The organism is Chromobacterium violaceum ATCC 12472 (assembly GCF_000007705.1).
In the GTDB taxonomy this organism is placed as follows: domain Bacteria; phylum Pseudomonadota; class Gammaproteobacteria; order Burkholderiales; family Chromobacteriaceae; genus Chromobacterium; species Chromobacterium violaceum.
Window position 1 is genome coordinate 1,712,637 of the sequence record NC_005085.1, and the last position, 12,068, is coordinate 1,724,704.

A 12,068-nucleotide genomic window follows, 5' to 3' on the forward strand; every position below is an offset into this window, starting at 1 on the left:
GTAGGCATGCCTTCAGTATGACAGCTCTCTCCGCGGCTGCGTAGCAAGTTACAGGGTGAAGCGCATGGACAGATCCAGCGCGCGAACATCCTTGGTCAGCTTGCCTACGGAGATGCGGTCCACGCCGGTGGCGGCGATGGCGCGCACGCTGTCCAGATCGACGCCGCCGGAGGCTTCCAGCTCGGCGCGGCCGGCGCAGATTTCCACCGCGCGGCGCATGTCGTCCAGCGACATATTGTCCAGCAGCACCAGCCGGGCGCCGTGGTTCAGCGCTTCCTCCAGCTGCGCTAGGTTTTCCACCTCGATCTGCAGCGTGACGCCCGGCGGCAAGTCGGCCAGCGCCTGCTCCATCGCCTGGGCGACGCCGCCGGCCGCCATGATGTGGTTTTCCTTGATCAGGATGCCGTCGAACAGGCCGATGCGCTGGTTGTCGCCGCCGCCGGCGGTGACCGCGTATTTCTGCGCCAGGCGCAGGCCGGGCAGGGTTTTGCGGGTGTCCAGGATGCGGGCGCGGTGACCGGCGACCGCGTCGACGTAGCGGCGGGTTTCGCTGGCCACGCCCGATAAGAGCTGCAGGAAGTTGAGCGCGCTGCGCTCGGCGGTGAGCAGCGCGCGGGCCGGACCGCTGATCCGGCACAGTTCGCGGCCCGCGGCCACTTTCTCGCCTTCCGCGGCCAGCCATTCCACCCGGCAGCGCGCGTCCACCTGGCGGAAGCACTCATCGAACCAGGCCTGGCCGCAGATCACGGCGTCTTCGCGCGCGATCACGCGGGCGGAGCCCGCCTTGTCGGCGGCTATCAGTTGGGCGGTGCGGTCGCAGGGGCCGATGTCTTCGGCCAGGGCCAGGGCGACTTGCTGGGCGATCAGGTGGGGGGCAGGCAGGGGCATACGGGTCTCCATCCAAAAACGTATTGTAACGGCAGGCGGTGAAGTTGGCGCGCGGTCTGCGCCGAAAATGCGAGGGATGGGATGTCATCTGCTATGCTGGAGCCCCCTGGGATCGCAATTTCAATGTCATGGATTTATCCGCATCGTTGTTCCCCGGCTGGGCGCTGTGGCTGGGATGCGCGCTGGCGGCGGCCTTGCTGGCCTTGGCGGCGCTTCGCGTGCGATGGCGCGCGCTCGATCCGGCGGCGCTGAACGCCTGGATGGGCGCCTGCGTGCTGGATCTGGCGCTGTGGCTGCTGCGCGGCGGGCTGCAGCCCGGACTATCCTTCCATCTGCTGGGCGCGGCGCTGCTGACGCTGATGATGGGGCCATGGCTGGCCTTGCTGGCGCTGGCTGTGGCGCAGCTGGCGCTGGCGGCGGCCGGGCACGCGGACTGGTCGGCGCTGGGATTGAACTGGCTGTTGACGCCGCTGCCGGCGGTGGCTGTGACGGCCGGCATGCTGGAACTGGCGCGGCGGCGCTTGCCCGCCCATTTCTTCATCTATGTCTTCGTCAACGGCTTTCTGGCCGGCGGGGCCAGCCTGCTGGCGGCGGCCCTGTGCGGCGTGCTGGCGCTGGGCGCTGCCGGCGCCTATCCCTGGGACGGCTTGCTGGGAGAGGCCTTGCCCTACTATTTTCTGCTGTCGTGGTCGGAGGCGTTCACCACCGGCCTGCTGTTGGCGGTGCTCACCGTGTACAAGCCCCGCTGGGTATCGACTTTCGACGACGGGCGCTATCTCGGCGGCAAGCCGGGGCCGAGTTGAGCGCCGTCGGCGCGCCCGGCCATGCGGAATGGCGATGGTTTCATCGGTCTGATAAAGGAGGAGGCGATGCCCTTCGTTTTGTGGAGTCTGTTGCTGGCGGCGCTGTTGCCGCTGATCTGGGCCGGCGCGGCCAAGGCCGGCGCGCGTTACGACAACCATCGCCCGCGGGAGTGGGCCGCCAGGCTGGACGGCTATCGCCAGCGCGCCAACTGGGCGCAGCAGAACGCCTGGGAGGCCTTGCCCACCTATCTGGCGGCTGTGGCGGCCGCCTGGTGGATGAAGGTGCCGGTGGCCGAGATGAACGCCGCCGCCGGCGTGTTCGCGCTGGCGCGCGTCGCGCATGGCTTGCTGTACGTGGCGGACAAGGCGGCGCTGCGCTCGCTGGCCTGGCTGGTCGGCCTGCTGGCGGTGCTGTACCTGTTCCTGCGCGCCGGCGGCGTGATCGCCTTATAGCCAGCCCTGCGCCTGCAGCGCGGCGCGGACCTGGGGCAGGCCGGCGGTGTGGAAGGCCTGCCAGCCTTGTTCGCGCGCGGCTTCCACGCATTCGATGTTGTCGTCGAAGAAGGCGATGGCTTCCGGCGCGACGCCCAGAGTCTGCTGGACGTGCCGGTAGATGGCGGCGTCCGGCTTGCGCAGATGCAGCAGGTGGGAGGCGAACGCGTGCCGGAAGTGCGGCAACAGGCCGAATTCGCGGTCTATCTTGTCCCAATGCAGCGCGTTGTTGTTGCTGAGCGCGGCGAGCGGGAAGGCGCGGGACAGCTCGGCCAGCAGCTCGCCTGCTCCGGGATAGGCGCCGGCCAGCCAGTCGGACAGTTGCTGGAGCATCGCGTCGGCGTCCACGCCCAGCTGCAGCGTGTCGCTCATCGCGGCGGCGAATTCCCGCGGCTCGCATTCGCCCAGGTCCAGCTTGGCCACCCAGGGGCTGTCGATCCAGAACAGGCGCGCCTGTTCGCGCTCCAGCCTGCCGCCGGACAGCCGCACCAGCGGGTCGATGCCGTTCCAGTCCACCAATACGCCGCCCAGATCGAATACCAGGACTTCCGGTTTCTTGCTCATTTGCTCTCCAAAGACATTGCGTTGCGGGGGCGGGCTGGGGCGCTTACAGGATCAGCGGTTCCGGTTCCAGCTCCACGCCGAATTTCTCTTTCACGGTCTGCTGCACCTTGCGCGCCAGCGCGCGCATCTGTTCGCCGGTGGCGCGGCCGTGGTTGACCAGCACCAGCGCCTGTCTGTCGTGCACGCCGGCGTCGCCGTCGCGGTAACCCTTGAGTCCGCATTGGTCTATCAGCCAGCCGGCGGCCAGCTTGACCTTGCCGTCGGCGGCGGGGTAGCGCGGCAGCTGCGGATGGCGTTCCAGCAGCGCGGCGGCCTGTTCCGCGGGGACGACCGGATTCTTGAAGAAGCTGCCGGCGTTGCCCAGCACGGCGGGATCGGGCAGCTTGCTCTGGCGGATGGCGACCACGGCGCGGCTCACGTCCAGCGGCGTCGGCCGATCCACGCCGTCGGCTTGCAGCTGCTGCTGGATGTCGCCGTAGCCGGTGCGAAGCTCCGCGCGGCGCGACAGCCGAAAGCGGACCGCTGTCACCAGCAGACGGCCGGCCGCCTCGTGCTTGAACACGCTGTCGCGGTAGCCGAAGCGGCACTCGGCGTTCGACAGCGTCGCGGCCTCGCCGTTCCGGTCCAGCTGCGCGCACACCACCTCCAGCAGGCGGTCCTTGACCTCGACGCCGTAGGCGCCGATGTTCTGCACCGGGCTCGCCCCGACAGTGCCGGGGATCAGGCTGAGGTTTTCCAGGCCGTACCAACCCTGGGCCAGCGCGTGCTGGACGAAACCGTGCCAGTTTTCGCCGGCCGCGGCCTCGACGATCATGTCGTCGCCGTCCTCGCGCAGCAGGCGGATGCCGGCCAGCGCCACCTTGACCACCAGGCCGGGGTAATCGCGGGTCAGCAGCAGGTTGCTGCCGCCGCCCAGCCACAGCACCGGGCCTTGCCGATACAGCGGATGCGCGAGCAGGGCCGGCAGGTCGGCGGCATCGTCCAGCTGGCAGAAATGCGCGGCGCGCACGGCCATGCCGAAGGTGTTGTAGGGGCGCAGATCGACGTCCGCGCGAAACTGCAGGGTCATAGCAGGATTCCTTGGTCGCGGTGCAGCCGCTTGCGGCTGGCGCGGGCCAGATAGTAAGTCAGAAGCAGGCCGGCCACGGTCAGGCTGATCACCAGCGCGGTCCAGAAGCCGTAGATGCCCATCCGGGGCACGATCCAGTCGGTCAGCCCCAGCAGCATGCCCAGCCCCAGCCCCGCCACCCAGAACGAGGTGATGTGGATCAGCATCGGCACGGCGGTCAGCTTGTAGCCGCGCAGCGCGCCGGAGGCGATGGTCTGGGCGGCGTCGGTCAGCTGGTAGACGGCGGCGAACAGCAGCAGCGTGGTGCCCATCGCGATCACCCGGGGATCGGCGCTGTACATCCACATGATGGGTTCGCGCAGCAGCAGCACCAGCGCCATCGCGCCGCCGGCCATCGCCAGGCCCATCAGCATGCCGACGCCCGAGATGAAGCGGGCGGCCCGGTAGTCGCCGGCGCCGGCATGGTGGCCGACGCGCACCGACAGCGCGGTGGCCACGCTTTGCGGCAGCATGTAGATCAGGCTGGAGAAATTCAGCACCGACTGGTGCGTGGCCACGACCACCGTGCCCAGCTCGGCGATCAGCAGCGCGATGAAGGAGAACAGGCTGACTTCGACGAAGAAGGACAGGCCGATGGGCACGCCCAGCTTCAGGAAGGCGAGGAAACGGCGCCAGTCGGGCGCGGCCAGCCCCGCCAGGATGCGGCTGTCGCGGAAATGGCGATGCCAGCTGACATAGGTTAGCAGCGCCAGGCAGTTGAACCAGAACACGATGCCGGTGGCCCAGCCGCAGCCGGCGCCGCCCATTCTGGGCATGCCGAACAGGCCGTGGATCAGGATGTAGTTGAGCGGGATGTTCAGCGCCAGCGCCAGCAGGCTGACCACCATGATGGCCTTGGGATGGCCCAGGCTGGACGCGTAGGCGTGCAGCGCGCGATGCGCCATCGCCGCCGGCATGCCGATGGCCGCGCCGGTGATGAACAGCATCACCTTGTCGGTGACGTCGGGCGGCAGGTGCAGCCAATGGCGCAGCGGCGCCTCCAGCAGCAGCATCAAGCCGGCGCCCAGCGCGCCGAGCATCAGGCCGAACCACAGGCCCTGGGCCGCGTCGCGGCTGAAGGCGCGACGGTCGCGCGAGCCCAGGTGGTGGGACAGGATGGGGTTGAGCGCGGCGACCACGCCCATCAGCGTCACGTAAACGGTGATGAACACGCTGGCGCCGAGCGACACCGCGGCGAGGTCGTCGGTGCCGACGCGGCCGGCCATCACGGTGTCGACGAAGCTGGTGGCCACCTGGGCGATCTGGGCGACCATCATGGGCAGCGCCAGGCCGGCGATCTGGCGCGCCTCGGCCAGGATTTCGGCGCGCGAGGCGCGATTGAGTTCAAACAGCATGCGGTCCTGCGGATTCGGGGCAGAAACTGTCCATTATAGCGGTCCGGCCGGAATACTGTCTGCATGTGGACCGGCCAGCTTTCGCCGTCGGATTCTCATTCCGGGCCGCAGGCTTGCCGCGGCCTGGAGCAGGCTGCGGCCGCGGCGATCAGAAGCGCACCGGCGGGTCACGGCGCAAATCGCAGCTGATGATCAGCGCGCCGCCGAAGCGGGTGTTGATCGCCAGCGCGTCGGCCAGGCTGATGTCGCGGACGGTCAGTTGCTGTTCGCATCGGTCTATGTCATAGCCCTGGTCGCGGGCGAAGGCGGCAAGGTCGTGCAGGGCGCTGTCGTCGCCGGACGGCAGCGGTGTGGCGCTCAGGCTGCCACACAGGGGGCGAGGTCTTCCCACGGCATCAAAAATCGCAAAAGAGAAATCGGTATAGCTGTCTTGCAGGCAGTCGTACATTTTGGCTCTCCCAGGTTCGGTCGCGCTGCGCGTGCCGGGCCCGGACGGCCGGCGACGCTTTAGCAGGATTTTTCGGCGCCCTGCAAGTTGTCATTAACTCGGCGCCTGAACCGATCCGGAACCGCTTGCGGGAGAGCATGCCGGCCAGCATGAAAAAACCCGCTGGCCATTAAGCGCAAGCGGGTTGATCCGGATACGCTTTAGCTGGCATTTATCGAGCGCCCGCAAGCTGTGTCAAATCGGCGCATGAACATTAGACTATGCCGATGGCAGCGGGCTGTCAACCCTGGGCCGCGGCATCGCGGGCCGGCTGTTCCGGCGCGTTTTCGATCAGTCGGTAGCCGACGCCGGTTTCGGTGACGATGTGGCGCGGCATCGCGGGGTTGTCTTCCAGCTTCTGCCGCAAATGGCCCATGTAGACGCGCAGGTACTGGTTGTGTTCGGAGAAGGACGGGCCCCAGACCGCGAGCAGCAGTTCGCGGTGGGTGATCACCTTGCCGGCGTTGCGGATCAGCGTGGACAGCAGCCGGTATTCGATCGGCGTCAGATGCACCGGCGCGTCGCCCTTGTGCACCAGGCGGTTGACCAGGTCGACGCGGATGTCGCCGAACTGGAAGGTTTGCTGCGGCGCGGCGCTGCCGTGGATGCGCCGGCGCAGCAGCACCCGGATCCGCGCCAGGCATTCGGCCACGCCGAAGGGCTTGGTCAGGTAGTCGTCGGCGCCGGCGTCCAGCGCCGCTACCTTTTCGGTCTCCTGAGTGCGCGCCGACAGCACCAGGATGGGGATGTCGGTCCATTCGCGCAGGCTCTTGATCACGTCTATGCCGTTCATGTCCGGAAGCCCCAGGTCCAGGATGACCAGATCGGGCTTGCGGGTGGCCACCTCGATCTGTCCCTGCTTGCCGGTTTCCGCTTCGTAGACGGTGAGTTTTTCCTCTTCCAGCGCGGCGGACAGGAAGCGGCGGATCGGCTTCTCGTCCTCGATGATCACTACGGAAATGGGGGCGTCGTTCATGTCTTGTCGCTCTTGTGGTTTCAGGCGTCTTCCGGCGGCAGCTCGGGCGGAGAGCCGGCCGGCAGCGTGAAGGAGAAGCGGGCGCCGTGCGGCTGCGCGTTGCCGGCTTCTATCGTTCCGCCATGGTTTTCGATGATGGCGCGGCAGATGGCCAGGCCCAGCCCGACGCCGGGCGTGGTCGATTCCGGCGCGCCGCGCGTGAACTTGTCGAAGGCCCTGTGCTCCATGCTGGCGGGCAGGCCGGGGCCGTCGTCGGTGACGGTGATGCGCACCTTGTCGCCATCGTGCCGGGCGGCCAGTTCGATGCGGGAGCCGGCCGGCGTGTATTTGCCGGCGTTTTCCAGCAGGTTGACCAGCACCCGCTCTATCAGCACCGCGTCGTATTCCAGCACCGGCAGATCGCGGCTGAGCTTGAGCTCCAGCTTGTGATGGCGCAGGCTGTGCTCGCAGGCGCGCACCGCGCTGCCAACCACTTCGTCCAGCAGCTGCCATTCCTTGTTCAGCTTGACGCCCGACTGCAGCTTGGCCATGTCCAGCAGGTTGGTCACCAGCTTGGTCATCCGTATCGCCTCGTCCTGTATGGACTGGGCGATCTCGCTTTGCCGGCCGGGCGGCAGGGTGGGGGCGTTCAGCATATTGGCCAGGCCCAGCATGGTGGTCAGCGGCGTGCGCAGGTCGTGCGACACCACCGACAGCACGCTGTTGCGGAGACGCTCTGACTCCATCGCCACGATGGCGTCCTGCGCCACCTCCACGTAATGCACTCGCTCCAGCGCCAGCGCGATCTGCGCGGCGCAGGTCTCCAGCAGCCGCTGCTGTTCCGGCAGGAAAGGGTGAACCGCGTCCTCCGGCAGCAGCGCGATCACGCCGCGCACGCGCATCGGGGCCTTCAGCGGCACGTAAAGCGCGGCGTTGGACGGCAGCGTATTGGTGCCGAGGCCGGCGGGCTGCTGGTTGTCGAACACCCACTGCGCGACCCCGGCGTCGGCGTCGTTGCCGGTTTCGGTGGCGGCGCGCAGCCGGTCCTCGCTATTGGGGATGAACAGCATCACCTTGGCGCGGAACAGCGGCTCCAGCCGGCCGACCGCGGTTTCGATGATCTGCGACGCGGTCAGCGCGCTGGCCAGCTCGCGGCCCAGGTCGTACAGCGCGCGGGTGCGGCGCTCGCGGTAGGTGGCGATGGTGGCCTCGAAGCGGAAGCGGGCGGTCAGCTGGCTGATGATCAGCGCCACCACCAGCATCACGCCGAAGGTGAGCAGGTACTGGGTGTCGGATACCGCGAACGACAGCTGCGGCGGCACGAAGAAAAAGTCGAAGGCCGCGACCGACAGGAAGGATGCCAGCACGCCCGGCCCGCGGCCGTAGCGGGTGGCGATCAGCACCACCGCCAGCAGGTGCACCATGATCACGTTGGACAGCGCGAAGTAGGGCACCAGCAGGTGGTTGAGCTCGGTGGTGGCGAAGCAGATGGCGGCGGCGGCCAGGTAGCCGCGGGCGGCGTGGCCGGACTCGCTATCGCTGAACAGCAGGCTGGGCACGCGCTTGCCCCGCTGGTCGGCTTCTTCTTCCAGTTCGTGCGCGACCACGTAGACATCGACGTCGCCGGACAGGCGGCTGAGTTCGCCGACCAGCGAGCCTTCCCACAGGCGCGCGGCCCAGCCGCGGTTGGACTTGCCGACCACCAGCTTGGACACGTTGCGGGTGCGGGCGTAGGCGAGCAGGGTGGCGGCCAGCGAGCTGCCGCCCAGCACCGTGGTTTCCGCGCCCAGCTCCTGCGCCAGCTTCAGCCCTTTCAGAATCCGCGCGCGCTGCTCTTCGGGCAGCCGCTGCAAGCGCGGCGTTTCCACGTAGACGGCGATCCAATCGGCGTCCAGGTTGGCGGCCAGGCGCTTGGCGCTGCGCACCAGCTTCTCGGTGCCTGGGCCTGGGCCGACGCAGACCAGCAGCCGCTCGCGCGCGTGCCACACCGGCTTGATCGACTGGTCGGCGCGGTAGGCGCGCATCTGGGCGTCGACCCGGTCGGCGGTGCGCCTGAGCGCCAGTTCGCGCAGCGCCAGCAGATTGCCCTTGCGGAAAAAGTTCTTGACCGCGCGCTCGGCCTGGTGCGGCAGGTAGACCTTGCCGGCTGCGAGGCGGGACAGCAGCTCGTCCGGCGGCAGGTCCACCAGCGAGACTTCATCGGCCATGTCGAACACATGGTCCGGCAGCGTTTCCCTGACGATGATGCCGGTGATCTGGCCGACCACATCGTTAAGGCTCTCCAAATGCTGCACGTTCAGCGTCGTGTATACGTCGATGCCGGCGGCCAGCAGCTCCTCCACGTCCTGCCAGCGCTTGGGATGGCGCGAGCCGGGGGCGTTGGAGTGGGCGAACTCGTCGATCAGGATCAGCTGGGGTTTGGCGGCCAGCGCCGCGTCGATGTCGAATTCCGACAAGGCGCGGCCCTTGTACTCGATGCGGCTGAGGGGCAGGATGTCCAGCCCCTCCAGCTGCTCGGCGGTTTCCTTGCGGCCGTGGGTTTCCACCACGCCGACCAGCACCCGCACGCCTTCCTGGCGCTTGACGCGCGCTGCGGCCAGCATGGCGTAGGTCTTGCCGACGCCGGCGCAGGCGCCGAAGAATATCTTCAGGCGTCCGCGCTGCGCTTCCAGCGCTTCGCGTTTCAGTTCGTCCAGCAGGGCATCCGGGTCGGGGCGCTGATCGGTCATGCGGGTTTAGGCTTTCTTCGAGAGTTCGTCCAGCGCCAGGTTCAGCTCCAGCACGTTGACGCGCGGCTCGCCCAAGAGGCCGAAGGTTTCGCCGACGATGCGGCCGTCGACCAGCTTGCGCACCGCGTCTGCCGGCAGTTTACGCGCGGCCGCGACGCGGTCAACCTGGTAATAGGCGGAGGCCACCGAGATTTCCGGGTCCAGGCCGCTGGCGGACGCGGTCACCAAGTCCACCGGCACCGGGCCGGTCTGGGTCGGGTGCGCCTTGCGGATGGCTTCCACATTGCCTTTCACCGCGGCCAGCTGCGCCGGATTGGTCGGACCCAGGTTGGAGCCGCCGGAGTTGCCGGCGTTGTACGGCATCGGGCTGGTGGCCGACGGGCGGCCCCAGAAGTATTGCTCGCCGGCGAAATTCTGGCCGATCAGGCGCGAGCCCACCACCTTGCCGTCTTTCTCGATCAGGCTGCCGTTGGCCTGGGCCGGGAACGCCGCCTGGGCGATGCCGGTGGTGACGAGCGGGTAGGCGAGGCCGGTGATCAGCGACAGGCCGCCGAATACCACCAGCAGGGGACGAATGACTTTCATGATAATCCTTTCCAATCTTTTGACGCCGCGCCGCCAGGCCACCGTCGTTCCGGAGGCCTGGCCCGCCGCTTACACCAGGCCCATCGCGCCCAGCAGCATGTCGATCAGCTTGATGCCGGCGAAGGGCACCAACAGGCCGCCCAGGCCGTAGACCAGCAGGTTGCCGCGCAGCAGCTCGGCCGCGCTTCTGGCATGGTATTTCACGCCTTTCAGCGCCAGCGGAATCAGCGCCACGATGATGACGGCGTTGAAGATCACCGCCGACATGATGGCCGAGGCCGGGCTGTTCAGGCCCATCACGTTCAGCGCGTTCAGCTGCGGATAGGTGCTGGCGAACGCCGCCGGGATGATGGCGAAGTACTTGGCCACATCGTTGGCGATGGAGAAGGTGGTCAGCGAGCCCCGCGTCATCAGCATCTGCTTGCCGATTTCGACGATCTCGATCAGCTTGGTGGGATTGGAGTCTAGATCCACCATATTGCCGGCTTCCTTGGCCGCCTGGGTGCCGGTGTTCATCGCCACCGCCACGTCGGCCTGGGCCAGCGCCGGCGCGTCGTTGGTGCCGTCGCCGGTCATCGCCACCAGCTTGCCTTCGGCCTGGTGGCTGCGGATCAGCTTGAGCTTGGCTTCCGGCGTGGCTTCGGCCAGGTAGTCGTCCACGCCGGCCTCGGCGGCGATGGCGGCGGCGGTGAGCGGGTTGTCGCCGGTGATCATCACCGTCTTGATGCCCATCTGGCGCAGCTCGGCGAAACGTTCCTTGATGCCGCCCTTGACGATGTCCTTCAGCTCGATCACGCCCAGCGCGCGGTCGCCTTCGGCCACCAGCAGCGGGGTGGAGCCGCGGCGCGCCACGTCCTCGGCGCTTTTCGCCAGCGCGTCCGGGAACTGGCCGCCTTGTTCCGCGATGTGGCGGCGGATGGCGTCGATGGCGCCCTTGCGGATCTGGCGGCCGTCGTAGTCGATGCCGGACATCCGGGTCTGCGCGGTGAACGGGATGAACACGGCCTCGTGGCTGGCCAGCTGGCGTTCGCGCAGGTTGAATTTCTGCTTGGCCAGCACCACCACGCTGCGGCCTTCCGGCGTTTCGTCGGCCAAGGACGCCAGCTGGGCGGCGTCGGCCAGGTCTTTCTCCGATACGCCCGGGGCCGGGATGAAAGCCGATGCCTGGCGGTTGCCCAGCGTGATGGTGCCGGTCTTGTCCAGCAGCAGCACGTCGACGTCTCCGGCGGCTTCCACCGCGCGGCCGGAGGTGGCGATCACGTTGGCGCCCATCATCCGGCTCATGCCGGCCACGCCGATGGCGGACAAGAGGCCGCCGATGGTGGTCGGAATCAGGCAGACCAGCAGCGCCACCAGGGTGGTGATGCTGATCGGCGTGCCGGCTTTGGCCGCGTCCACGCTGAACAGCGAAAACGGCAGCAGGGTCACGGTGACGATCAGGAACACGATGGTCAGCGCCACCAAGAGGATGGTCAGCGCGATCTCGTTCGGCGTCTTCTGGCGCTTGGCGCCTTCCACCATCGCGATCATGCGGTCGAGGAAGGTTTCGCCCGGGTTGGCGGTGATCTTGACCACGATCCAGTCGGACAGCACGCGGGTGCCGCCGGTGACGGAGGAGAAGTCGCCGCCGGACTCGCGGATCACCGGCGCGGATTCGCCGGTGATCGCGGATTCGTCGACCGAGGCCACGCCTTCCACCACGTCGCCGTCCACCGGGATCACGTCGCCGGCCTCCACCAGCACGAAGTCCCCTTTGCGCAAGGTGGCGCCGTCGACGATGCTCTTGGCGGCGCCGTGATTGCCGCCGGCCAGCTTCTTGGCCACCACGTTCTTCTTGGCGGAGCGCAGGCTGGCGGCCTGGGCCTTGCTGCGGCCCTCGGCCAGCGCCTCGGCGAAGTTGGCGAACAGCACGGTGAACCACAGCCACAGCGCCACGGCCAGGATGAAGCCGGACGGGGCCTCTCCGTGGCCGCCCAGCGACTGGATCCACAGCGCGGTGGTCAGGATGCTGCCTGCGTACACCACGAACATCACCGGATTGCGCCACTGGGTGCGCGGCGACAGCTTCCTGAACGAGTCGACGATGGCGGGCTTCATCAGCG

At 67.9% G+C, this 12,068-nt stretch carries 11 protein-coding genes; 2 read left to right on the forward strand and 9 right to left on the reverse strand.

Features of this window, described 5'->3' with window-relative positions:
• Nucleotides 1-48: 48 nt before the first annotated feature.
• Nucleotides 49-888, reverse strand: a complete 840-nt coding sequence (gene nadC / locus CV_RS07770; RefSeq protein WP_011135140.1) for a carboxylating nicotinate-nucleotide diphosphorylase — start codon at nucleotides 886-888, stop codon at nucleotides 49-51.
• A 128-nt stretch (nucleotides 889-1,016) separates the two neighbouring features.
• Here nadC and CV_RS07775 point away from each other — a divergent pair, with 128 nt between their 5' ends.
• Together CV_RS07775 and CV_RS07780 are read left to right on the forward strand one after the other, a co-directional pair.
• Nucleotides 1,017-1,691, forward strand: coding sequence for an energy-coupling factor ABC transporter permease (locus tag CV_RS07775; RefSeq protein ID WP_043595804.1), 675 nt, complete (start codon nucleotides 1,017-1,019; stop codon nucleotides 1,689-1,691).
• 66 nt (nucleotides 1,692-1,757) lie between these two features.
• A complete protein-coding gene (locus CV_RS07780) occupies nucleotides 1,758-2,144 on the forward strand; it encodes an MAPEG family protein (RefSeq protein ID WP_011135142.1) in 387 nt (128 codons plus the stop codon).
• Here the strand turns inward: CV_RS07780 and CV_RS22110 are convergent.
• From CV_RS22110 to kdpB, 8 genes are all read right to left on the reverse strand, one after another.
• Complete coding sequence (locus tag CV_RS22110; protein WP_011135143.1) at nucleotides 2,139-2,747, reverse strand: HAD family hydrolase; 609 nt, start codon at nucleotides 2,745-2,747, stop codon at nucleotides 2,139-2,141. The two genes, CV_RS07780 and CV_RS22110, sit on opposite strands and share 6 nt — an antisense overlap.
• 43 nt (nucleotides 2,748-2,790) lie before the next feature.
• Nucleotides 2,791-3,816: a UDP-N-acetylmuramate dehydrogenase gene (gene murB, locus CV_RS07790; RefSeq protein ID WP_011135144.1), complete on the reverse strand. Its 1,026-nt coding sequence runs from the start codon at nucleotides 3,814-3,816 to the stop codon at nucleotides 2,791-2,793.
• Nucleotides 3,813-5,210 (reverse strand): MATE family efflux transporter, encoded by a 1,398-nt coding sequence (locus CV_RS07795; RefSeq protein WP_011135145.1) that lies wholly within the window; start codon nucleotides 5,208-5,210, stop codon nucleotides 3,813-3,815. Before CV_RS07795 ends, murB begins: the two co-directional genes overlap by 4 nt.
• A 148-nt stretch (nucleotides 5,211-5,358) precedes the next feature.
• Nucleotides 5,359-5,658 (reverse strand): hypothetical protein, encoded by a 300-nt coding sequence (locus CV_RS07800; protein WP_011135146.1) that lies wholly within the window; start codon nucleotides 5,656-5,658, stop codon nucleotides 5,359-5,361.
• Between the two features lie 280 nt (nucleotides 5,659-5,938).
• Entirely contained in the window at nucleotides 5,939-6,673 is a 735-nt protein-coding gene (gene kdpE, locus CV_RS07805; RefSeq protein WP_011135147.1) for a two-component system response regulator KdpE, read from the reverse strand.
• Between the two features lie 20 nt (nucleotides 6,674-6,693).
• The gene (locus CV_RS07810) at nucleotides 6,694-9,381 is read right to left on the reverse strand and encodes a DUF4118 domain-containing protein (protein ID WP_011135148.1); all 2,688 of its coding nucleotides are present in this window, start codon (nucleotides 9,379-9,381) and stop codon (nucleotides 6,694-6,696) included.
• 6 nt (nucleotides 9,382-9,387) lie between these two features.
• Nucleotides 9,388-9,966: a potassium-transporting ATPase subunit KdpC gene (kdpC, locus tag CV_RS07815; protein ID WP_043595807.1), complete on the reverse strand. Its 579-nt coding sequence runs from the start codon at nucleotides 9,964-9,966 to the stop codon at nucleotides 9,388-9,390.
• Nucleotides 9,967-10,035: 69 nt separating this feature from the next.
• On the reverse strand, nucleotides 10,036-12,063 hold the full coding sequence (gene kdpB, locus CV_RS07820) for a potassium-transporting ATPase subunit KdpB (protein ID WP_230632134.1): 2,028 nt from the start codon (nucleotides 12,061-12,063) through the stop codon (nucleotides 10,036-10,038).
• Between the last annotated feature and the right edge of the window lie 5 nt (nucleotides 12,064-12,068).

What these genes read in the sequence shown, in the direction of transcription:
- kdpC (WP_043595807.1), bottom strand. Translation starts at nt 9,966, where the DNA reads ATGAAAGTCATTCGTCCCCTGCTGGTGGTATTCGGCGGCCTGTCGCTG.
- CV_RS22110 (WP_011135143.1), bottom strand. Translation starts at nt 2,747, where the DNA reads ATGAGCAAGAAACCGGAAGTCCTGGTATTCGATCTGGGCGGCGTATTG.
- CV_RS07795 (WP_011135145.1), bottom strand. Translation starts at nt 5,210, where the DNA reads ATGCTGTTTGAACTCAATCGCGCCTCGCGCGCCGAAATCCTGGCCGAG.
- murB (WP_011135144.1), bottom strand. Translation starts at nt 3,816, where the DNA reads ATGACCCTGCAGTTTCGCGCGGACGTCGATCTGCGCCCCTACAACACC.
- nadC (WP_011135140.1), bottom strand. Translation starts at nt 888, where the DNA reads ATGCCCCTGCCTGCCCCCCACCTGATCGCCCAGCAAGTCGCCCTGGCC.
- kdpB (WP_230632134.1), bottom strand. Translation starts at nt 12,063, where the DNA reads ATGAAGCCCGCCATCGTCGACTCGTTCAGGAAGCTGTCGCCGCGCACC.
- CV_RS07775 (WP_043595804.1), top strand. Translation starts at nt 1,017, where the DNA reads ATGGATTTATCCGCATCGTTGTTCCCCGGCTGGGCGCTGTGGCTGGGA.
- CV_RS07810 (WP_011135148.1), bottom strand. Translation starts at nt 9,381, where the DNA reads ATGACCGATCAGCGCCCCGACCCGGATGCCCTGCTGGACGAACTGAAA.
- CV_RS07800 (WP_011135146.1), bottom strand. Translation starts at nt 5,658, where the DNA reads ATGTACGACTGCCTGCAAGACAGCTATACCGATTTCTCTTTTGCGATT.
- kdpE (WP_011135147.1), bottom strand. Translation starts at nt 6,673, where the DNA reads ATGAACGACGCCCCCATTTCCGTAGTGATCATCGAGGACGAGAAGCCG.
- CV_RS07780 (WP_011135142.1), top strand. Translation starts at nt 1,758, where the DNA reads ATGCCCTTCGTTTTGTGGAGTCTGTTGCTGGCGGCGCTGTTGCCGCTG.